At 61.7% G+C, this 19,980-nt stretch carries 24 protein-coding genes, 1 tRNA gene and 1 pseudogene; 12 read left to right on the top strand and 14 right to left on the bottom strand.

Annotation, left to right across the window (positions count from 1 at the left end):
* The first annotated feature begins 1 nt into the window (after window position 1).
* The 5 genes from SynA1544_RS03065 (at window position 2) to SynA1544_RS03045 (ending at window position 5,223) form a co-directional block, all read left to right on the top strand.
* On the top strand, window positions 2-163 hold the full coding sequence (locus tag SynA1544_RS03065; RefSeq protein WP_186514790.1) for a hypothetical protein: 162 nt from the start codon (window positions 2-4) through the stop codon (window positions 161-163).
* A 42-nt stretch (window positions 164-205) separates the two neighbouring features.
* Window positions 206-1,483: a serine--tRNA ligase gene (gene serS / locus SynA1544_RS03060; RefSeq protein WP_186514789.1), complete on the top strand. Its 1,278-nt coding sequence runs from the start codon at window positions 206-208 to the stop codon at window positions 1,481-1,483.
* 24 nt (window positions 1,484-1,507) lie between these two features.
* Window positions 1,508-2,590, top strand: coding sequence for an RIP metalloprotease RseP (rseP, locus tag SynA1544_RS03055; protein ID WP_186514788.1), 1,083 nt, complete (start codon window positions 1,508-1,510; stop codon window positions 2,588-2,590).
* Window positions 2,591-2,647: 57 nt separating this feature from the next.
* The gene (rpsN, locus tag SynA1544_RS03050) at window positions 2,648-2,950 is read left to right on the top strand and encodes a 30S ribosomal protein S14 (RefSeq protein ID WP_011363576.1); all 303 of its coding nucleotides are present in this window, start codon (window positions 2,648-2,650) and stop codon (window positions 2,948-2,950) included.
* Window positions 2,951-3,057: 107 nt separating this feature from the next.
* Window positions 3,058-5,223: a polyribonucleotide nucleotidyltransferase gene (locus SynA1544_RS03045; protein WP_186514787.1), complete on the top strand. Its 2,166-nt coding sequence runs from the start codon at window positions 3,058-3,060 to the stop codon at window positions 5,221-5,223.
* 7 nt (window positions 5,224-5,230) lie between these two features.
* On the opposite strand, the pseudogene SynA1544_RS14610 reads toward SynA1544_RS03045, so the two are convergent.
* A pseudogene (locus tag SynA1544_RS14610) lies at window positions 5,231-5,395 on the bottom strand (3'(2'),5'-bisphosphate nucleotidase CysQ); the annotation flags it as partial.
* A 207-nt stretch (window positions 5,396-5,602) separates the two neighbouring features.
* Between SynA1544_RS14610 and SynA1544_RS03035 the strand changes: the two are divergent.
* Window positions 5,603-9,691 (top strand): S-layer family protein, encoded by a 4,089-nt coding sequence (locus SynA1544_RS03035; protein WP_186514785.1) that lies wholly within the window; start codon window positions 5,603-5,605, stop codon window positions 9,689-9,691.
* 21 nt (window positions 9,692-9,712) lie between these two features.
* Here the strand turns inward: SynA1544_RS03035 and SynA1544_RS03030 are convergent, their stop codons facing one another.
* The gene (locus SynA1544_RS03030; RefSeq protein ID WP_186515421.1) at window positions 9,713-10,630 is read right to left on the bottom strand and encodes a 3'(2'),5'-bisphosphate nucleotidase CysQ; all 918 of its coding nucleotides are present in this window, start codon (window positions 10,628-10,630) and stop codon (window positions 9,713-9,715) included.
* A gap of 26 nt (window positions 10,631-10,656) precedes the next feature.
* Here SynA1544_RS03030 and rsmI point away from each other — a divergent pair, with 26 nt between their 5' ends.
* Window positions 10,657-11,514 carry a 16S rRNA (cytidine(1402)-2'-O)-methyltransferase gene (gene rsmI, locus SynA1544_RS03025; RefSeq protein WP_186515420.1) on the top strand — a complete coding sequence of 286 codons (858 nt, stop codon included), beginning with the start codon at window positions 10,657-10,659 and terminating at the stop codon, window positions 11,512-11,514.
* 19 nt (window positions 11,515-11,533) lie between these two features.
* Entirely contained in the window at window positions 11,534-11,770 is a 237-nt protein-coding gene (locus SynA1544_RS03020) for a hypothetical protein (RefSeq protein WP_186514784.1), read from the top strand.
* A gap of 33 nt (window positions 11,771-11,803) precedes the next feature.
* Here SynA1544_RS03020 and SynA1544_RS03015 read toward each other — a convergent pair whose 3' ends face one another.
* Window positions 11,804-12,499: a helix-turn-helix domain-containing protein gene (locus tag SynA1544_RS03015; protein WP_186514783.1), complete on the bottom strand. Its 696-nt coding sequence runs from the start codon at window positions 12,497-12,499 to the stop codon at window positions 11,804-11,806.
* Window positions 12,500-12,588: 89 nt separating this feature from the next.
* Here SynA1544_RS03015 and SynA1544_RS03010 point away from each other — a divergent pair.
* The 4 genes from SynA1544_RS03010 (at window position 12,589) to SynA1544_RS02995 (ending at window position 15,035) form a co-directional block, all read left to right on the top strand.
* Window positions 12,589-12,662, top strand: a tRNA-Arg gene (locus tag SynA1544_RS03010).
* Window positions 12,663-12,789: 127 nt separating this feature from the next.
* Window positions 12,790-14,079 carry a hypothetical protein gene (locus SynA1544_RS03005; protein WP_186514782.1) on the top strand — a complete coding sequence of 430 codons (1,290 nt, stop codon included), beginning with the start codon at window positions 12,790-12,792 and terminating at the stop codon, window positions 14,077-14,079.
* 85 nt (window positions 14,080-14,164) lie between these two features.
* Window positions 14,165-14,485: a DUF1778 domain-containing protein gene (locus SynA1544_RS03000; RefSeq protein ID WP_186471674.1), complete on the top strand. Its 321-nt coding sequence runs from the start codon at window positions 14,165-14,167 to the stop codon at window positions 14,483-14,485.
* A 4-nt stretch (window positions 14,486-14,489) separates the two neighbouring features.
* Window positions 14,490-15,035 (top strand): N-acetyltransferase, encoded by a 546-nt coding sequence (locus SynA1544_RS02995; protein WP_186514781.1) that lies wholly within the window; start codon window positions 14,490-14,492, stop codon window positions 15,033-15,035.
* 4 nt (window positions 15,036-15,039) lie between these two features.
* Here the strand turns inward: SynA1544_RS02995 and SynA1544_RS02990 are convergent, their stop codons facing one another.
* The 11 genes from SynA1544_RS02990 to SynA1544_RS02940 form a co-directional block, all read right to left on the bottom strand.
* Window positions 15,040-15,276 (bottom strand): helix-turn-helix domain-containing protein, encoded by a 237-nt coding sequence (locus SynA1544_RS02990; protein ID WP_255477695.1) that lies wholly within the window; start codon window positions 15,274-15,276, stop codon window positions 15,040-15,042.
* Window positions 15,276-16,085 (bottom strand): KilA-N domain-containing protein, encoded by an 810-nt coding sequence (locus SynA1544_RS02985; protein WP_186514779.1) that lies wholly within the window; start codon window positions 16,083-16,085, stop codon window positions 15,276-15,278. The genes SynA1544_RS02990 and SynA1544_RS02985 overlap by 1 nt, the downstream gene beginning before the upstream one ends.
* Window positions 16,082-16,339 carry a hypothetical protein gene (locus SynA1544_RS02980; RefSeq protein ID WP_186514778.1) on the bottom strand — a complete coding sequence of 86 codons (258 nt, stop codon included), beginning with the start codon at window positions 16,337-16,339 and terminating at the stop codon, window positions 16,082-16,084. The genes SynA1544_RS02985 and SynA1544_RS02980 overlap by 4 nt, the downstream gene beginning before the upstream one ends.
* Window positions 16,339-16,902, bottom strand: coding sequence for a hypothetical protein (locus SynA1544_RS02975; protein ID WP_186514777.1), 564 nt, complete (start codon window positions 16,900-16,902; stop codon window positions 16,339-16,341). The genes SynA1544_RS02980 and SynA1544_RS02975 overlap by 1 nt, the downstream gene beginning before the upstream one ends.
* Window positions 16,895-17,149, bottom strand: a complete 255-nt coding sequence (locus tag SynA1544_RS02970) for a hypothetical protein (RefSeq protein WP_186514776.1) — start codon at window positions 17,147-17,149, stop codon at window positions 16,895-16,897. Before SynA1544_RS02970 ends, SynA1544_RS02975 begins: the two co-directional genes overlap by 8 nt.
* Window positions 17,146-17,916 carry a hypothetical protein gene (locus tag SynA1544_RS02965; RefSeq protein ID WP_186514775.1) on the bottom strand — a complete coding sequence of 257 codons (771 nt, stop codon included), beginning with the start codon at window positions 17,914-17,916 and terminating at the stop codon, window positions 17,146-17,148. Before SynA1544_RS02965 ends, SynA1544_RS02970 begins: the two co-directional genes overlap by 4 nt.
* A gap of 87 nt (window positions 17,917-18,003) precedes the next feature.
* Window positions 18,004-18,726, bottom strand: a complete 723-nt coding sequence (locus tag SynA1544_RS02960) for an XRE family transcriptional regulator (protein WP_186514774.1) — start codon at window positions 18,724-18,726, stop codon at window positions 18,004-18,006.
* A gap of 80 nt (window positions 18,727-18,806) precedes the next feature.
* Window positions 18,807-18,971, bottom strand: coding sequence for a hypothetical protein (locus SynA1544_RS02955; protein WP_186471815.1), 165 nt, complete (start codon window positions 18,969-18,971; stop codon window positions 18,807-18,809).
* Window positions 18,971-19,348, bottom strand: coding sequence for a VRR-NUC domain-containing protein (locus SynA1544_RS02950; RefSeq protein ID WP_186514773.1), 378 nt, complete (start codon window positions 19,346-19,348; stop codon window positions 18,971-18,973). The genes SynA1544_RS02955 and SynA1544_RS02950 overlap by 1 nt, the downstream gene beginning before the upstream one ends.
* Window positions 19,349-19,467: 119 nt before the next feature.
* On the bottom strand, window positions 19,468-19,737 hold the full coding sequence (locus SynA1544_RS02945) for a Txe/YoeB family addiction module toxin (RefSeq protein WP_186514772.1): 270 nt from the start codon (window positions 19,735-19,737) through the stop codon (window positions 19,468-19,470).
* Window positions 19,734-19,976, bottom strand: a complete 243-nt coding sequence (locus SynA1544_RS02940) for a type II toxin-antitoxin system Phd/YefM family antitoxin (RefSeq protein ID WP_186471680.1) — start codon at window positions 19,974-19,976, stop codon at window positions 19,734-19,736. Before SynA1544_RS02940 ends, SynA1544_RS02945 begins: the two co-directional genes overlap by 4 nt.
* Window positions 19,977-19,980: the final 4 nt, after the last annotated feature.

Raw genomic sequence — 19,980 nt, 5'->3', positions numbered from 1 at the left:
CGTGGAGCGCCGCAACGACATCGCCACTCAGCTCTGCGTGGCCTGCCTTGGCGCTGGTGTGATCACGACCATGGCCGTCGCCCAGGGGCAAAGCCCCCTCACAGCTCTTGGCATCACCCTGTTCTCGGGCATCGCAGCGGTGATGGTGGGCCAGGTGCTCTGAAGCGGACTGCCATAGGCTGCCCGCGCTGACGCCCCTGAAACCGTGCTCGATCAGCGCCTTGTGCGTGACAACCCCGAAACGATCGCCCAGCAATTGGGGCGGCGAGGAAAGGCTGTTGATCTCACCAAACTGCAGCTGATTGCCCAGCAGCAACGCGGTCTAGAGCAACAACGCAGCAGCCTTCAGGCGGAAGGCAATCGGATCGGCAAGGAAGTGGGCCAGCGCATCAAATCAGGTGCTGATCCCAAAGGCGACGAGGTCGCCGAACTCCGTCAACAGGGCAATGCCATCAAGCAGAAGGTGGCGGTGCTTGAAGAGGAGGAAAAGCAGCTCTCGAGTGAGCTCAAGCAGCAGCTGCTGGGGTTTCCCAATCTCCCCTCAGACGCCTGCCCTGACGGTCGCAGTGAGGACGACAACATTGAAGTGCGCCGCTGGGGGACCCCCCGCGTTGACGACAACCTCGAGGAACACTGGCAGATCGCGGATCGTCTGCAGCTGTTCGACACCGAACGGTCCGTCCGCATCGCGCAGAGTCGGTTCGTCACCCTGTTGGGCCAGGGGGCACGCCTGGAGCGAGGCCTGATCAATTTCATGCTCGACCTTCACGCGAGCAAGGGGTACCGGGAAGTGCTGCCCCCGGTGCTGGTGAACAGCGCCAGCCTCACCGGATCAGGACAACTGCCCAAGTTCGCTGAGGAAAGCTTCCGTTGCGCGGATGACGACCTCTGGCTGACACCGACCGCTGAGGTGCCGGTGACCTCCCTGCACCGAGACGAAATCATCCCTGCGGATCAACTGCCCCTGCGCTACGCCGCCTACAGCCCCTGTTTCCGCCGTGAGGCCGGCAGCTACGGCCGCGACACCCGTGGGCTGATTCGCCTGCACCAGTTCAACAAGGTGGAGTTGTACTGGTTTGCCCATCCGGATCACTCCGAAGAAGCGCACCAACAGATCACCGCCGATGCAGAAGCCGTTCTGCAAGCGCTGGAGCTGCCCTATCGGGTCTTGGACCTCTGCACCGCTGATCTCGGATTTTCCGCGCGTCGGACCTACGACCTCGAGGTGTGGCTGCCAGGAGCGGGGGCCTATCGGGAAATCTCCAGTTGCAGCGTCTGTGGCGATTTCCAGGCGCGACGGTCCTCCATCCGCACCAAAGAAGGCAAGGCCACGAAACTGGTTCACACCCTGAACGGCAGCGGTCTGGCCGTCGGCAGAACCATGGCGGCCCTGTTGGAGAACGGCCAACAGCCCGACGGCAGCGTCCTGCTGCCCAAAGCGCTGGTGCCCTACGTCGGCCGCGAGCGACTCCAGCCAGAATGATCCGACTGGAATCCTGACGGCGATATGAACGTTTTGGCGGCCCTTCTGGTCCTCGCCCTGCTGATCGTGGTCCATGAGGCCGGCCATTTCCTGGCTGCCACGCTCCAGGGCATCCGCGTCAGCGGTTTTTCCATTGGCTTTGGCCCGGCCCTGATCAAGCGGCAACGGCGTGGGGTGACCTACGCCCTGCGGCTGCTGCCCCTGGGTGGTTTCGTCGCCTTCCCTGACGACGATGAGGAGAGCACGATCCCGGCTGATGATCCGGATCTGCTGCGCAACCGGCCCATCCCCCAGCAAGCCCTGGTGGTGGCTGCTGGGGTGTTGGCCAACCTGGCCTTGGCACTGGTGGTGCTGTTCGCTCAGGCAGCGTTTGTCGGCGTTCCCGCCGCGCCGGATCCGGGGGTTCTGGTGGTGCAGGTGCAACCGGGTGGCGCTGCCGCCCGCTCCGGGCTTCGTGCCGGTGACCAGATCCTTAGCCTGAATGCCCAACCCCTTGCTGCAGGACAACGGGGCGTGGAAGCCATGGTGCGGGATGTGAAAGCAGCACCAGAACAATCCATCCGTGTGGAACGAAAACGCGCAGACGAGACCTCCACGGTTGAGCTGATCCCTGACGATCAGCAAGGCACGGGAAAAATCGGGGCTCAGCTGCAGGCCAACATCAGTGGAGAGATGCGGCGTGTGCGTGGTCCTGGAGAACTGTTAGGGACCACGGGCTCTCAATTCGGCCAAATGCTGCAGCAAACCGTGCATGGCTACGCCGGCCTGCTAACCAACTTCCGATCCACCGCAGGCCAGGTGAGTGGCCCGGTGAAGATCGTTGAGATGGGCGCTCAGCTCAGCCAGCAGGGGGGATCTGGGTTGGTGCTCTTCTCAGCTCTGATCTCGATCAATCTGGCGGTGCTCAATTCACTGCCACTGCCTCTGCTCGATGGCTGGCAAATGATGATGCTGGCGATCCAATCCGTTCGCGGTCGTCCGGTGTCCGAACGGATCCAAATGGCCTTTGTGCAATCCGGTTTCCTGCTTCTGGTGGGCCTCACCGTGGTGTTGATCGTGCGTGACACCAGCCAGCTGCCGGTGGTCCAGCAATTGATGGGTCGCTAGCAGGGTGATGACGCCCATGTATCGTTGACGATTCGTTCACTCGCTGCCCTCAGCTGCATGGCCAAGAAGTCGATGATCGCTCGCGATGTGAAGCGCAAGAAAACGGTTGAGCGCTATGCGGCCAAGCGCGCAGCACTGATGGCAGCCTTCAACGCAGCCGAAGATCCGATGGATCGCCTGGAGATCCATCGCAAGATTCAGGCTCTGCCCCGCAACAGCGCACGCATCCGTGTGCGCAACCGCTGCTGGGCCACCGGCAAGCCCCGCGGTGTGTATCGCGATTTCGGCCTCTGCCGTAACCAGCTGCGTGAGCGCGCCCACAAAGGTGAACTGCCCGGCGTGGTCAAGTCCAGCTGGTGATCAGCGTCTCGCCATGACGTCGTAGTGGGGAGGCTTGGCCTCCCCTTTCTTGTGAAGAGCAGCCATGAAATGTCAGAATTGGGATTGACAAAAGGACATAAGACGTCGTGCAAGGACAAACCCAGTCGATCTCCTTTGACGGACGCGAGATTCGACTGACCACCGGGCGCTTCGCCCCTCAGGCGGGAGGATCCGTCTTGGTGGAGTGTGGAGACACCGCCGTGCTCGTCACCGCAACCCGCTCCGGCGGCCGAGATGGAATTGATTTCCTGCCGCTGATCTGCGACTACGAGGAGCGCCTCTATGCGGCTGGGCTCATTCCTGGCAGCTACATGCGTCGTGAGAGCCGCCCACCCGAACGCGCCACCCTCACGGCCCGACTGATTGACCGCCCGATGCGGCCACTGTTCCCCAGCTGGCTGCGCGACGACCTGCAGGTGGTGGCCACCTGCCTGTCCCTTGATGAGCGGGTGCCCGCTGATGTTCTTGCGGTGACGGGCGCATCGATTGCCACGCTGCTGGCAGGCATCCCCTTCAACGGCCCGATGGCAGCCGTGCGAGTGGGCCTGTTGGGAGATGACTTCGTGCTCAACCCGAGTTATCGGGAGATCGAACGGGGTGATCTGGACTTGGTGGTCGCCGGCACCCCTGACGGGGTGGTGATGGTTGAGGCCGGCGCCAACCAGCTGCCCGAGCAAGACGTGATCGAGGCGATTGATTTCGGCTACGAAGCGATCTGCGAACTGATCAAGGCCCAGGAACAGCTGCTGAAGGATCTGGGCATCACCCAGGTGAAGCCGGAGAAGCCGGAGGAAGACAGCACCGTTCCTGCCTATCTCGAGAAGCAGTGCACCAAGGCGATCAGTGCTGTCCTCAGCAAGTTTGATCAGAGCAAGGACGAGCGGGACACAGCTCTGGAAGCTGTAAAAGGTGAGGTATCCGAGACGATCGCTGGCCTCAAGGAAGACCATGCCGTCCGTCAGGCCCTGGCAAGCAGCCCCAAACTGCTCGGCAACAGCTTCAAGGCGCTAACCAAGAAGTTGATGCGTCAGCAGATTCTCAAGGACGGCAAGCGCGTGGATGGACGCGGCCTCGACGAAGTGCGTCAGATCAGCGCCATGGCCGGTGTGCTGCCGCGCCGGGTACACGGCTCGGGTCTGTTCCAGCGCGGACTCACCCAGGTGCTCTCCACCGCAACGCTGGGCACCCCCAGCGATGCCCAGGAGATGGACGATCTCCATCCCAACACCGAGAAGCTGTATCTGCACCACTACAACTTCCCGCCCTACTCCGTCGGTGAAACGCGGCCGATGCGTTCCCCCGGTCGTCGAGAGATCGGCCATGGCGCCCTGGCCGAGCGAGCCATTCTTCCGGTGCTTCCCGAGAAGGACACCTTCCCCTACGTGGTGCGTGTGGTGAGCGAAGTGCTCAGCTCCAATGGCTCCACCTCGATGGGCTCCGTCTGCGGCAGCATCCTCTCGCTGATGGACGCCGGCGTGCCGTTGAAGGCCCCGGTGAGTGGCGCAGCCATGGGTCTGATCAAGGAAGGCGATGAGGTGCGGATCCTCACCGACATCCAGGGCATCGAGGACTTCCTCGGAGACATGGACTTCAAGGTGGCCGGCAGTGAAAAGGGCATCACCGCCCTGCAGATGGACATGAAGATCACCGGTCTGTCGGTGAAGACCGTGGCCGAGGCCGTCAACCAGGCACGCCCGGCGCGTCTCCACATTCTCGAGAAGATGCTCGAGGCGATCGACACCCCGCGGGACAACCTGTCTCCCCATGCCCCGCGTCTGCTCAGCTTCCGGATTGATCCTGAGCTGATCGGCACCGTGATCGGCCCCGGTGGACGCACAATCAAGGGCATCACCGAGCGCACCAACACCAAGATCGACATCGAGGACGGCGGCATCGTGACCATCGCCTCCCACGATGGTGCTGCGGCTGAAGAAGCCCAGAAGATCATCGAAGGCCTGACCCGTAAGGTCAACGAAGGCGAAGTGTTCTCTGGGGCGATCACCCGGATCATCCCGATCGGCGCCTTCGTGGAGATCCTCCCTGGCAAGGAAGGCATGATTCACATCTCGCAGCTTTCCGAAGCCCGTGTCGAGAAGGTCGAAGATGTGGTGAAGGTGGGCGACGAGGTGACCGTACGGGTGCGCGAAATCGACAACCGCGGCCGCATCAACCTCACCCTGCGGGGCGTGCCCCAAGCCGGCGACGCCGCCGAAGTGGAGCCTCAGCCCACCCCGGTGGCACCACTCAGCTGATCAGGTCTCAGACCTGAAAGCCGGGATCAATCTCGGCCATGGCCCACGTCGCACGCTCTCCGAGCTCGGCGTGGGCTTTTCCATGGCTGGCGATCAGACAGCCGGCCTGACGTACATCGCCGGTGTTGTAAGCAAAGTTGGCCTGATCGGCATGGATAAAACGACAACCAGAGACATTAATCTCAACTCAAGACACAACAAAGATTTTGTTGAGCCAATACTTGCTAACAAACAGACCTTAATCATGTGATTAACAAAGTCATGATTTTCAGCGATGGAATAAGCCAAGCAAAACCTTTCGTTCGTGAAACTCAGATCTGCACTCACCGGCCTTGCCCTGACCTTCACCGGCGCAACCGCCTATGCAGCTGAGCCAGTCATGGACTACTCGGTACCTGAGGTGCGCACCAACGGTGGCCTGCGCTTCCAGAGCGAAGGCGCTGGTACCCCGAACACCCTGAGCGGCTACATCTTTGCTCCGCTGTCCCAGAGCGAGAAAGGCGACGTTCTGTTCGTGGATGGCTTTGCCAACTGGAACTTCGGAGGGGAACTCAGCGACAGCAGCTTCGGCGCCAGCACCCGCCTCGGCTACCGGTGGATGAATAGTGATAAGGACTGGATGTTCGGAGTTAACGCCGGTGCTGACACCACGCCTTACGAAGATGATTACAACTGGCAGGCGGGCGTAGGCCTTGAAGCGCTCAATAAAAACATAGAGCTGCGCGCCAACGGCTACATCCCCTTGAGCGATGGGAATAAAGAAGTTGATCGTGGATTCTCCGGTACCCAACTTAAAAACAACAACCTTCTTTTCAAAAACACCTACGAAGACTGGATCACCAGTTTTGGCGGATTCGACATCGAAGTAGGTACTCCTGTGGCCCAGTGGGACGAGGGCGGCCTATGGCTCTATGCCGGCTACTACTTCCTTGATGCAACAGTGGCCGACGGACCCGACAGCTCCGGCTTCAGCGCCCGGGCCGAAGCCCGGATTGCCGACAACTTCGCTGTAGGTGCCACCTACAGCTATGACGATATTTTTGAGAGCAAAGCGGCCGGCTACATCCGCTATGGAACGCAGCCGCTCAACCGTGATGCATCTGCAGAGATCTCACGGGCCGAGAAGACCCTGTTGGCCCAGCGTGGCCTGCCCGTTGAGCGTGAAATCGACGTTCGCATCAGCGAGGTGCGGATCAAAAAGGGCACCCAAAAAGCCAAGAACCCCGAAACCAACGATGCCTGGGTGATTCGTTGCGTCGGCAGTAACAAAGGCGGCAATGACTGCGGTTACAACAGCCTCAGTGCTGCAACCACCGCGGGCGATAGCGACGTGATCCTGGTGGCCGACGGCAAAGCCACCGATCTGGGCGGAGGCACCTTGGCCATTCCCAAGGACGCTGTGCTGAGTAATGGCGGCAATGCACCAGATCTCGACACCCAATACGGCAATGTCGACCTTCGCGACATCTACGGCGCCGGCAATTCGAACCGCATGCCGACCATCAGCAACGGCACCTTGACGGTGGGCAGCGACACAACGATTGCAGGCTTCAACTTCACCAACGCCACGATCACAAACCGCAGCACCAGCAACGTCAGCATCCGCAACAACACCTTCACCGGCTCGGTGAATGGGGAAGGTGCCATCGTCTTCGACGGTGCCACCGATGTGGTGATTGCTGACAACACCATCACCAACCCCACCACCAGCGCTCTTGAAGGGGATGCCAACGGCAGCCTGATCGGCCGCGGTATCGCAGTGAAGAACGGCAATAACATCCGGATCACCGGCAACACGGTGACGGGTGCAACGGGGGAAGGCATCTACATCGATAACATCGGAACCAGCCGCAGCAACACGGTGAGCAACAACACCGTGAGCGACATGCGCGTGGATGTCGACACCAACTTGGAAGCCGGCATCTTTGTTCGAAACAGCAAAGACGGTTACATCGCGATTACCGGCAACACCGTGAAGGACAACAACCAGGAAAGCGGCGTGGGTGCACCCACCTCCCGTGGCTTGAATGGCCAGAACGCCTCGGACGGCATCGAACTGAACATCTGCCGTGGCGGAGAAAATCTCGGTGAAGACGGGTTCACCGACGACGTAGCCGGTGCCTGCAACAGCAACGCCACCCTCACCGCCGTGGTGAACAACAACGTCGTCACCAATCTGCAAGGAAGTGCCGATGGCATCGACACCAACGTGGGCGACAACGGCACCCTGAACCTCACCGTGAAGGGGAACACGGTGACTGGCGTCGGCGATGAAGGATTCACGCTTGATGTTTTCGGTGCAAATACAGCAGTTACTGCCACCATCAGTGACAACGTCTTAAAGACCTCTGGTGCCAAGGGGGCACGCACCGATGCCGACGGCAATCTCGACGAAGACGGCTCTACCGATGGCATCGCCATCACCCTGCAGGAGAACGTGTCTGACACCGACTTCATCGCTTCCGGGGTCTACGACTTCACGATCACTGACAACACGATCGTTGCCGATACCGACAACCTTGCTGGAACCAACGAGAAGCCAGAAAAAGCAGAAGGCATCAAGTTCACCGTGGCCGAAAAGCTACGCGCTGGTCGCCTGACCATCAAAGCCACGATCGAAGACAACAGCATCCAAACCCGCTCGGGCGATGGCATTGAATTCGACACTCTTACAGAAGCTGAAGGGTCAGCCAACGTCGACTACGACGTCACCATCCGGAACAACACCATCACGCAGACCAACGATGCCGAACAAGCTGGTAGCGCCGATGACGAAAAATCGAAAGACCTGATTAACATCTATTTCAGTGAAAACAAAGACGATCAGGCTGCAACTGACAATACCTACGTCACAGGACAATTCACCATCGAAAACAACACCCTCAAAACCAACGAGGGCAATGGTGAACTGAATGATGCCATTCAGATTGAAGGCATTGGCGCCAGCAATAAAACCAGCGTGAAGGTCACCGTCAAAAACCAGGTTCAAGACCAAGCGGTGAAAATCATCAAGGTGAACGGCCAGATCCTTGCTGACACCGTCACCAACCTGGAGATCGAAGACAACACCATCACCAACCCTGAAGTGAGCCTGCTTGAAGGTTCTTCAGTGGAGAGCTTCATTGGCCGTGGCATCGATGTGCGCAACAGCAACAAGGTGACGATCAAAGACAACGTCATCACCGGTGCCACCGGAGAAGGCATCTACATCGAAAACATCGGCACGAGCACCAAGAACATCATCTCCGGCAACAACGTCTCGGGGATGAAAGCCAGCGAAGATTCCAACCTTGAAGGCGGCATCTTTGTTCGCAACAACAAGGACGGTTACATCGCCATCACCGACAACACGGTTCAGGACAACAACCTCACGTCCGGAGAAGGCTTCCCTGCTGCTCGCGGCACCAACGCAACTGACGGCATTGAGGTGAACATCTGCCGCGGTGGCATCAACCTCGACTCTGATGCCTTCACCGATGGCATCGCCGGAGCCTGCAGCAGCAACGCCACCCTCACAGCGGTGATTGATCAAAACACCGTGAGCAATCTCCAGGGTGGTGCTGACGGCATCGACGCCAACATCGGTGACAATGGCCGCCTGAACCTCACGGTGGATCAAAACATCGTGACGGGAGTGGGTGATGAAGGCTTCACCCTCGACGCCTTCGGGGCCAACACCCAGGCCACCGTGGTAATCACCGACAACACCCTGAAGACTTCAGGTGCCAAGGGCACGGCACCAGGCGAGGACGGATCCACCGATGGCATCGCCATAACCTTCCAAGAGAATGTCTCTGACGGCGACTTCATCGCTTCCGGGGTCTACGACTTCACGATCACCGGCAACACGATCGAAGCCGATACCGACAACCTGGCCGGCACCCTTGAGCGCGGCGACAAAGCCGAAGGCATCAAGTTCACCATCAATAAGGGGGTCAAAAACGGCACCACCAAACTGACAGCGGTGATCGATGACAACGACATCAAAACCCGCATCGGTGACGGCATTGAGTTTGCAGTTAACGAAAAGGCCGCTGATGGCGTCGTGTTTGACGCTGACATCACCATCAACAACAACCGCATTGTTCAGACCAACGACAACCCTGTTGGCTCTGACAACGAGGATCCCCGTGACCTGATCAAGGCCACCTTCGGCGAGGAAGCTGAAGGTTCCATCACCACTGGCACCTTCACCATCACCAACAACACGGTGACCAGTGCCGCAGGAGCCGGTGATGCTTTGAATTACGAGAGCCTGAGCACCTCCAGCAGTAATAGCTTCAAGTTCCAGATCGAAGGCAACAACTTCTCCGCTGCCGACGACAAAGACCTGAAAATCGCAATTCCTGCTGGTTTCCTCGGGATCTTTGCCCCCGACGGCACCACCAACTTCGAGGCTTACCTCGACGGCATCAACACCAACGCCGACACCGAAATCACCGGCAGCCCCGAAGTATTCCGCTTCTGATCACGCATCACCCAGCGATCACTACACCGCGAAGCCGGGATCGATCTCGGCCATGGCCCGCGTCGCACGCTCTCCGAGCTCGGCGTGGGCTTTTCCATGGCTGGCGATCAGACAGCCGGCCTGTCGCACATCGCCGGTGTTGTAAGTGAGGTCGGCCTGATCGGCATGGGTGAAACGACCACCGGCCGCGAGCAACACCGCCTCCGGAGCAGCCATGTCCCAATCCTTGGGAGCGCTCTTGCCGGAGAGGGAAACGTAGAGGTCGGTTTCGCCTCTCAGGATCGTGGCCACCTTGAAGCCAACGCTACCCACGGCTTTGGAACCGCCGAGATTGAGGGCATCAATGAGCTTGACCAAACGGTCATCCCGGTGGCTGCGGCTGGCCACCAGGATCAGATCTGAAACCTCAGTTCTGTCGCTGAAGCGAACCGGCGACCGCTCACCCTGACGGTCTTCACACCAGGCCCCCTCGCCAACGATGCCGATCCAAAGTTCATCGGCTTCCGGCAGCAGCACAACACCAATCACCGGCCGCTTGTCGCGCACCAGGGCCAGATGGACGGCATATTCGCCGGTGCCTTGCAGGAAATCCTTGGTGCCATCCAGGGGGTCGAGAATCCACAGCCATTCGGCCGGTACGGGTTGTCCCTCCGTGAGCTGCTCCTTGGCGGTCTCCTCACTCAGCAGCGTCCAGCCGGCCTCGGGGAACGCGGAGGAGAGACCATCCAGCAACCACCTGTTCACGGCCAGATCAGCTGCGGACACCGGGCCCTCTCCGCCGTCATCAACACTCAAGGCCTTGGGGAAACCGTGCGGAGGCTGCTCGCCGCGGGCATAGGCCCGCAAAATATCGGCAGCACCCCAGCTGAGGCGACGCAGTTCCGTCAGCAGAGCCTCCTGGTTCACGCCAGCGGGAAAAACGGCAGAGCTGGGCATCATGATCAACACAGGTGCTCGCCATTGTGATGCAGCGGGATGAACCAAGCGGCGGGAGCCTCTATCTGGTGGGCACCCCCATTGGTCATCTGGGGGACCTGTCGCCACGAGCCCGCGATTTGCTTCGCAGCGTGGATGTGATCGCCTGTGAAGACACCCGCCACAGCGGACAGCTGCTCAGCAGCCTTGGAGCGGGCGGCCGCAAGCTGTCCTTTCATCAGCACAACACCCGCACCCGCCTGCCCCAACTGCTGGATCTGCTGGCGGAGGGGCAAAGCCTGGCGGTGATCAGTGATGCCGGGCTGCCGGGCATCAGCGACCCCGGTGAAGAGCTGGTGGCCGCCGCGCAACAGGCCGGTCATCCCGTGATCTGCATCCCCGGCCCCTGTGCCGCCACCACTGCTCTGGTGAGCAGCGGACTGCCCAGCGGACGCTTCTGCTTCGAAGGATTTCTGCCGGCCAAAGGCAAGGAACGGCGGGCCCGCCTCGAAGCCATCAGCCATGAACCCCGCACAACGGTGCTGTACGAGGCGCCGCACCGCCTGATCACGTTGCTCGAGGAACTCCAGCACCACTGCGGAGGAGACCGTCCTCTGCAGGTGGCACGGGAACTGACCAAACGCCATGAAGAACAGGTGGGGCCGACGGTGGATCGCGCCCTGCTGCACTTTCGGCAGCACCCGCCCCAAGGGGAATGCACGGTTGTGCTGGGGGGAGCACCATCGCAGGACTTGGAAGAACCCAACGACGACGACCTGCTCAGGCAGCTGCAGGCGTTGCAGGACGAGGGTGCAAGCGCCAGCGACGCTGCCCGGCAACTGGCCCAGACCACAGGGCTGTCCAAACGACGCCTGTATGCCCTCCTGCACCAGGGCACGTCAAACTGAGCCCGTCGACGGTTGTGCTGTGTTGATTCGCCTGCGTCTTCTGCTGATCAGCTTTGGCGGTGGCCTGCTGCTGCTGCTACTGCTCTGCCTTGGAGCCCAGAACCTTCAGGATCGCCACACGCTCCAACTCGGGGGGCAGCGCTCATTGCCTCTTCCCACGGGTTTTCTCGTGGGGATTGCGATGGTGATCGGGGTGATCAGCGGCGGGACCGCGACGGCCGTTTTGCTTCCAGATCAGCGCGATCGCTTCGATTAAGAGCAATCAGCGAAGAGCAATCAGCGGCCGTGCTCAGGCATCCAGCGCAATCAAGGTTCCGTCCAGCACCAGTCGTGTAATGCCCCGGGCCAGCAGGTAACTGCTGGTGCGCTGAAAGACAGCCGTATCAGGAACCTTGATCACCCGCTGACTCCGGCCGCACTGGCGCTTGGCAGCTCGAGGGCTGGCATACAAACACAGCCCCTGGCGTTCCTGTTCGGTGTCGTCAAGGAGGCCTAACTCGGGGAACTCCTTAAGGGGGCGCGCATCCAGCTCAACCACCTTGTCAACCAGCATGTAGGCGCTGTCTGGCAACAGTTCGACACTAAACGGCTGGGCTTGATTCAGGGGGCGATCACTGAGATCTCCCACGCCGAGGAGGGGAACAAGCTCCGTGAAGGTTTCAGCGCTGCCGTTGTCATCATCGTCAGTGAGCTCCTCCTCGGGGTCCTCGCCGAAGTCATCCGCGTCATCGAGAGCCAGGCTGCTGTCGTCGTCATTTGGGGAGTCAGCCTCAGTAACGGCTGCTGGGGGAGGGGTGACAGCCCCTTTTTGCCGGCTGGCCTTGAGTGCGGCATAGGCATCAGCGGGAAGCAGTGCTTTCACCGTGCGGCTCACGGTGTTGGGACTGCAGCCAAAGGCCTCAGCCAAAGCAGCTGTTGACTCGCCGGCCTTGTAGCGACCGACCAGATCCTGCTTCTCGCTGTCGCTAAGACGACGCGGGGCCATGGATGCCGATCAAGAGCCCATCACATTAGGAGGCACAAGGCATCCAGATCCAGCCTTCGCTGAACCAGCCTGCCAAAATGCCGTCGCTAGCTCCCTTAGCTCAGCTGGATAGAGCAACTGCCTTCTAAGCAGTCGGTCGATGGTTCGAATCCATCAGGGGGCGTTTCAATCAGAGCCTATTTTCTCGACCCAAAAGCCTTTCTGGCACTGGCTTTTGCCCTGACAGCCTTTGCCTGCTTCTGCTCGCCCGTGCCAGGCTGTGAGAAGGACCTTCTCACAAACCTTCTCACATGCCAGCGGTCCCGGAATGGGATGTGTTGCTCCGTGGCGGCGTGCTGCGGGCTCTTAGCCAGAGGGGCTGCCGCAGCGGCTGGACGGTGTCGAATTTCAGGGGACGTGCACGGCTTCACATCACGGCCCGAGCAGGCGATGGGCATCGGAAACAGCTGCTGCTGCCGTACCCCTGGGAGTCGGACCAACTCGAAGCCATTCGTGATGGGGTGGTGGCGGTTTACGACGCTTTCCATCAAGGAGTTCCGCTGGAGCAGGCCATCGCCGAACTGAGTGAGGCCAAGGCTGAAGCTGATGCCAGGCGCCAGGCTGCAGCAATGGCCAGCGAGCCGTCAGTGCTGCAACCCAGCGTCATGGCCACGGCTACAACCAATCGATCGGCCCCAATCGACTGGCCGGGCCTGATTCGCCGGTATCAGCAGCACAAGCTGCGCAGCGGCGAGATCAAAGAAACAACCTGGGAGCGGCTTTACAGGCCACGCATGGCGCTGGTCCTCAAGACCGTGAAAGGTCCACCGGTTATCCGCGATGCGACCCAACTGCTGGAGGCGCAAGCCGATCAGTGGAGTCAGCGGCCTGGCTGCCGTACCAGACGAATGCAAATCCAGTACACCGCTGCGCTGCTGCGCTGGGCAGTGAGCCAAAAGCTGCTTACAGGCCCATGGGCTCCGCCACCGGAGCTCTCAACATTCATCGGCCGGTCACGGGAGAACCGCACAGTCACCACACCGATTGCCGTTCCGGACATCCTGGCGGTAGTGGAGACCATCCCAGATCCGCGCTGGAGGTTTGCCTTCCAACTGCTTTGTGCGTTTGGCCTGCGACCCGAAGAGCTGCAGCACCTGCAGCTTCGCCAGGGACGGCTCTGGTGCATGTATGAAAAGGTTGCCTCTCGTGGCAAAACCAAGCCCAGGCCCCTGCGGCTGTTGCCTTGTGACCAATGGGCCACGGAATGGCAGCTTCTTGAAACCTTTGATCCGGCAAGGCTTCCACCCATGCGAGCCGGGTTCGGCTCGGATTCTTTCAGTCGCTACTTGCTGCGGCGAGAACACTGGCAACGCCTGCGCCAGCAGTACGAAGCCCAGGGAGAAAAGTTGGTGCTCTATTCCTGCCGGCACGGCTACGCCCACCGCGCCCATGTGATCTGCGATCTTCCGCCCAAGGTGGTGGCCGCGGCGATGGGGCACAGCGTGCAGACCCACTTGGCGGCCTACAGCCGCTGGTGCGGCGACGATGTGGTGGATGACGCCTTCGCCAAGGCAGAGCAAAGGCTGACCACTGAGGGATGACTCCCTCAGTGGTCAGCACCGTCATGCACACATCTGCCACGTACGGCCATCGCCCGTACAATCAGGAGGCTATTCCTGGTGTGCCATGTCACCGGTCGAGACCGCGCTCCATGCGGCGATCGAAGCGATCGACGAGCCCCGCTCGGCTCGGATGGACCAGCGCACCAAGCCCTCGGTGAAGGCCAGCATTGAGGCCGCGGCTGACCTGATGGGAATCGAGGCCTCCGCCTTCGTGGTGATGTCGGCATATGCGCGTGCCCAGGAGCTGCTCAGTGGCAGGCAGCAGACCCTGCTCAGCCAGGGCGATCACCAGGCTCTGCTCGCCGCCCTCGACGAAGCGACCACGCCAACGCCCGCCCTGCTGGAGGCCTGGCAGCTGCACCAGGACCAGGTCGTGCGCTCCTGAACCGGTGGCTTACCGGATCGAAGCCTTTGACCCTGGCCTGCACGACACCAAAGACTTCCGCTGCGGCAGCGACAGCCAGGACAACTTTCTGCGCCGCACCGCCAAGCGGCAGCAGCGTGATGGCTACACCCGGCTCTACGTCGCCACTGACACCGCCCAGGCAGGCGAACCTCGGGCCTGTCTCGGCTTCTACGCCATCAATGCCCATGCCATCGGCGTGGCTGATGTGCCTGCCGATGCTGTCCCGCGGGCACCACGCTCGAATCTGATTCCAGGCGTTTTTCTCAGTCACCTCGCTGTCGACGGGAGACACCAAGGCCAAGGGTTGGGGCGCATCCTGCTGGTGGATGCCATGCAGCAGTGCCAGCGGGCGGGGCAGATCCTGGGGGTGCGGCTGATGTTGCTCGATGTGACGGGCGCCGCTGGAGACGCGGAACGCGCACGCCTGCACAGCTTCTACGCGTCGATGGGGTTCCGGCCTTTGCCAGGACGACCGGAGCGGTTGTTCCTCTCTCTGAGTGCCCTTCCACCCCTGCAATCGGGCGGATAAGGCATCAGAGGCGCAGATGCCGCCGGCTCCAGCCAGTGATAGTGGCCTCCACATTCTCGAGATGCCACTGCAGGGGGCCTCGGCCCTGGGTGCAGCCCCAGCGGCGGTAGTGCTTACCGGGGGTGAGCACCCCCCGCAGCCGCAGCTGGCGGAGGGTTTCGCGGCTCATCCCCAGAGCTGCGCACGCTTCTGCTGTTGTGACCCAGACCCGCTGGCGCGATGAAGTTGTCGGCGTGTCCATCAGCCCCCTGCCAGCTGGGCGCGAAAGCGCTTGAGGGTGTCGATCAGCCAGGAGCGTCGGTAGCTCTTGACCTGACGCGGGGCACCGTCAACGAACTGTTGGCGGCAAGGGGGCTCCTCGCCGAACTCTTTGCGGTAGGCCCTGGCCACGAGCTTGCCGGCAGCGCAGAACTGGTCGCGCGGCAGCGCTTGCTGGAACACCTCCAGCCAGGCATCGCTGAGGGTCAGCTCGTCGTCGGCGGGGGTGCCAGGCAGCAGTCCAGAGCTCACGGTGAGCACGTTGCTGCGCACGATGTCTTTGAACAGGAGCTGGTCGCGTTCATCCAGGCCGCCCAGCCGCTCGAACAAGCCAATGCTGCTCTCCACCAGGGCGATCACCTCGGCTTGCCGCAGCCGGGGTGCAGCAGTCGCTTCCACCGGCGCCGGCTGCAGCTGCTGGACGCTGTCTAAAAACCAGCCGTCCATCCACACCGCAAACGGTGCACTGATCCAGCGGGCCAGGTCGACGGCGACCTGGGGATGGACCCAGGTGCCGCCGCCCCCGGCGCCGCCTGAGCGGGACTCAACAAGGGCGTGGACGGAAATTCCGGCCACGCTTTCCAGAGCATCCAGATAGCGCTGGCACCGGTCGGACTCGCGGTAGTCCTTCCAGCGTTTGCCATTGGCTTTGCACATCGCGGTGGCATTGACGTAGCCATCGCTGGTGCGCCGAGAAATCGGCGTGCCGTTCCAGGAACGGGAGACCAGAGCCGGGTGATCCATTGAGGCGAGAACTGCGGCGGAATGGGATGGGGTCGTCGTCTTATTCATCGGTCTGAAAGCGGTGTGTTGGTGCTTGTCGTGCGAGGCGGCACCGGCCCGGCGAGCACCAGCAGCAACGTGCTGAGCTGAACCGTCAGTCCCAGTAGGCCCAGCAGGCGCATCGCGGCGAGGCTGCTGGCTGTCACCGCGACAGTGGTGGGCCGTCGGCTTCGGCAGAAGGCAGGCAGCTGGGGAGCGGGCCGGTGAGGGGGCCTGCCGCTCCAGGTCCCAGAGTTGTTGTGGCCCTGACGATTGAGTGGCATCAGAAGGGCGCCTCCTCCTCGTGATGGGCAGTGCTGGCTGTGGTGTAGCCGTCGACCTCTTCAAACCCGTCGGTGGGGTCGACCTGCTCGTAGGGCACAAACTCGACCACCTGAACGGCGCGGGGCTGGAAGGTCATGCCGCAACCGTTTTCGCCGTCCCAGTCGTAGATATCGAAAGCCACCACAACCTTGGAGCCGTTGCCGATGGCGGCCCCATCCCAGGGCTGCTTTCTGGCATCAACGATGCGGGGCCCCTCGGAGAGAGAACCGTCGCGCCGCAGGAACTGCGGCACCTTGAAGCGCACCACCGTGATCTCGCTCGGCTTCTCCTTATCGGCCTTCCAGGGGAAGCCCTTCTCGGCTCGGCGCTTGTGGCTGCCGTGCAGGGCGATGAACTGGTCCTCCATCGACAGCAGGAAGGTCTGGGCCTTCTCGTCTCCGTTGGGGAGAAGCAAATCGCAAGTCCAGGCCTTGGGCTTGCTCCTATCGAGCTGATGCCTGGGGGTGATCAGATGGGCCCATCGCACCTCAGCGAGGGGTGCGCGGAAGATCGTTTTAGCCATGGGTTGGATCGGGGTGATTGGTGGAAACGGGCTGTTGATCGAACGGGGGGAGCGGCGGCAAACCCAAGCGCTCGCGCAGCAGGTGATGCACGGCTCCGCTGGCGGAGAGGTTGTGGGCCTCCATCAGCTCGCGGACCCGCAGGTACACATCGGTGCGCACCTGGGTCTGGATGAAATGGCGCCCGGCCTGGGAGCGGGGCTGCTCGCCGTAGCGGCGGTGCGGCCGGGGATGATGGCGCTCGCTCATGAGCCGGGCTCCGCAACAGGCTCGGGCGAAAGCTGACCCTGCGCTTCTTCCAGGAAGAGCGCGATGAAGTTGCTGTGCTGCCGCTGGCTGATGCGGTCACCGATGGAGCGGGCATTGCGCGGCACCTGGAAGTGCTCGCGGAAGGCCTTGGTCAGCTCACGCCGAGCCGCCTGCGGCAGCGCGAGCACACGGCGGTGGACCTCGCTGATCTCTTCATGCGTGAGGGGAGCCAGGCCTGGATCGCCGTCTGCAGAAGGGCCGTCATCGCTGGAGTCAACCAAGGGGACTGACTTCTCAACAGCAGGATCGTCGACTTGTTGATCATTGCAAGTCTCTTGCGGGCGATCCACATCAGACTTTTCAGTCAGCTGCCTTTCTGAATCTGAACAGGGCTGTACAGCCCAAGCCTGAATGGACACAGGAACGCCCAGCAGCATGGCCAACATCTGCCCGACCGCCTCTGGCAGACCCTCGACCTCATCAGCCCAGGATTCACTGCAGAGCTCGGCCCCGCCGACGTGCATCACCGTGACCTGCAGTCGTGAACGCCCTTGCTCTTCGCGAAGGTGAGCGGACCAGCCGATTCCTTTGCGGAAGGCGGGACGGGCAGAGTTCACCACCGCCGCAAGATCGGCAGTGGCGATGGGGGACACCTGAGCCTGAAAGCTGGCCAGGGCATGGGTGAGCTGCTGCTCAGGGGTGGCGTCTGCCGGGATAGCCGGCGGCGCCTCAACGCCGGCATCTGAGGACTTGAGAGGTGGAGCCATAACGAATCGGATCGGGCGGTTGCCCGCTGATCAGGATCTTAGAACTCTTTACCAAAAGCCGCATTCACAGCGACTGTTAATTCCTAGCTATCCGACTGTGATTTGCTTCTTTCCTTTGCGACCGCCGGGCTTGGCGCCCTTTCTGCTGGCCGCCTCCCACTGGTCCAGCCAGCGCTTGGGCAGGTACACGTCGCCTTCGATCCACAGCGGGGCCAGCTCTTCCGGCTTGTAGTCGCCAAAGCCGGTGAGCACGGCGTAGAAGCGCTTGCGGTGTTCTTCGCTGGCCTTGTCCGCCAGGGAGTTGAGGGCGTCGCTGGGCTCGAGCGCGCACTCGTCGACAACCCGGCGCATTTGGTTGCGCCACTTGCTGGAGAGCTCAGTGGCCTTGCGCTGACCAATGGTCGGCGCGGGCGTGGTGCGGAATGCTTCCGGCACGTCCCGCAGGCCGCAGTAGCAAGCCCAGAGCTCCAGCGGCGACCAGGCCGGGCATTCCTCGTCGCCCAGCGGAATGGAGTCTTCCAGCTTCTCTTTGATCGCCTGGTTTTTGACTGGCCCCCAGTCCTTCTCGGCGATACGGCGGTTCAGCTCGCCCAGCTGCCAGAAGGCCTTCTGGCGCAGCTCGCCGGCCTTGCCCTGCTCGATCACCGAGAGGTTGCCGTAGGAGATCGCCTCGAACCCGGCCTCCTCCGCCCAGCTGCAGGCGGTGTATTGGGTCCAGCCGTTGGTTCTTCGCCAGTTCAGCAACATCCGACCGAACGCTGCGCGGTTCTCCTCCTGGCGCTCAAGCAGCTCCGCGTAGGTGATGGCCACGTTCAGGATCCTGAATGGGATTCCTCGAACCATACGGCAAACTTGGCACTCCTAGTCACCTCCTGACACGTCCTGGCATATCAGGTCTGATCATGTCCGAGCCTCTGCAGGATCTGCTTGGCAAGCTGCCCAGTGATGATTTTTCCTGACTCTGCCTGCAATTTCAAAGCAAGCGTGTAAGGGTGCTCGCCGGGATGGGCCTGCGCGAGACGCTTCAGCCGCTGCTGCACTTCTGCCGGATCCATCAGTGTCCCAGCGGCGCTTGCCTCGGCACGCCAAGCAACTGCTCGGCTTCCTCCACAGAGCGACAGGCTGCGGCCACGCCGCCGAACTGCTTCACCAGCCGCAGGAAGGCCCGCTGCTCAGGGCTGAGCACGCCTTGGGCTGTCTTGACCTCCAGGGCCACAAACTGCGCGAGCTGCTGGCCGACCATCTCTGAAGTGACCTCCAGCGACCGCAGCCCGATCAGGTCGCTGCTGCCCTTGCACAGCCCAAAGCGCACGAAGCGCCCCTGCTGATCGACCAGGGCGCCGGTGTTGTTGCGCCACAGCCGCACCGGCCCGCGGCCGCAGGCCAGGCGGATGCGCTGCTGGATTTCGTGTTCGCTGGGGGAGGAGGCCATGCCTCCTGTTGCCGGACTGGCCGTCAGCGATGGGCATGTATTCGCAGATCAGCGAATAGCTGCCTTGTATTGACAGATCTGGCTCGGCCGCCAATACGTCCTTATCGCGAACGGCGCGCCTACTCGTAGTGGGTCCAGAGGCGCAATACCTTCACGATCCGCTCCTCCTCCAGCACCTGGTAGACGAGCCGGTGCTGGATGTTGATGCGCCGTGAGCAGGCTCCGCGCAGCTCCCCGACGAGGGCTTCATAGGGCGGTGGCTGCTGATAGGGATCGACGGCCAAGAGTTCCAGCAGGGCCTGGGCTTTCTGCTTGAGCGCTGGAGAGGCCGAGGCGAGCTTGCGGGCGTCCTTCTGGGCCTGCTTGGTGAAGAGAACGGTCCAGCTCACCAGCCCGGTTTGCTGCTCAGCTCCGAGGGGTCCGTGGCCATGCCTTCCAGGATCGATTCGCGCATGCCAGGAATCGAGACCAGATGCAGCGTCTCCTGGATGGCCCGCCAGTCGTCTTCCGAGAGCAGGACAGCATTGCCCCGCTTGCCGGTGATCTGCACGGGCTCGTGGGACTGACCCACCTCATCGATCAGGGCGTAAAGCCGCTTGCGGGCTTCTGTGGCTGAAACGGTGGTCATGGCG

Source organism: Synechococcus sp. A15-44 (assembly GCF_014280115.1).
GTDB lineage: Bacteria > Cyanobacteriota > Cyanobacteriia > PCC-6307 > Cyanobiaceae > Parasynechococcus.
Note: the sequence above shows the minus strand (reverse complement) of the source record. Positions and strands in the feature narration are given on the sequence as shown.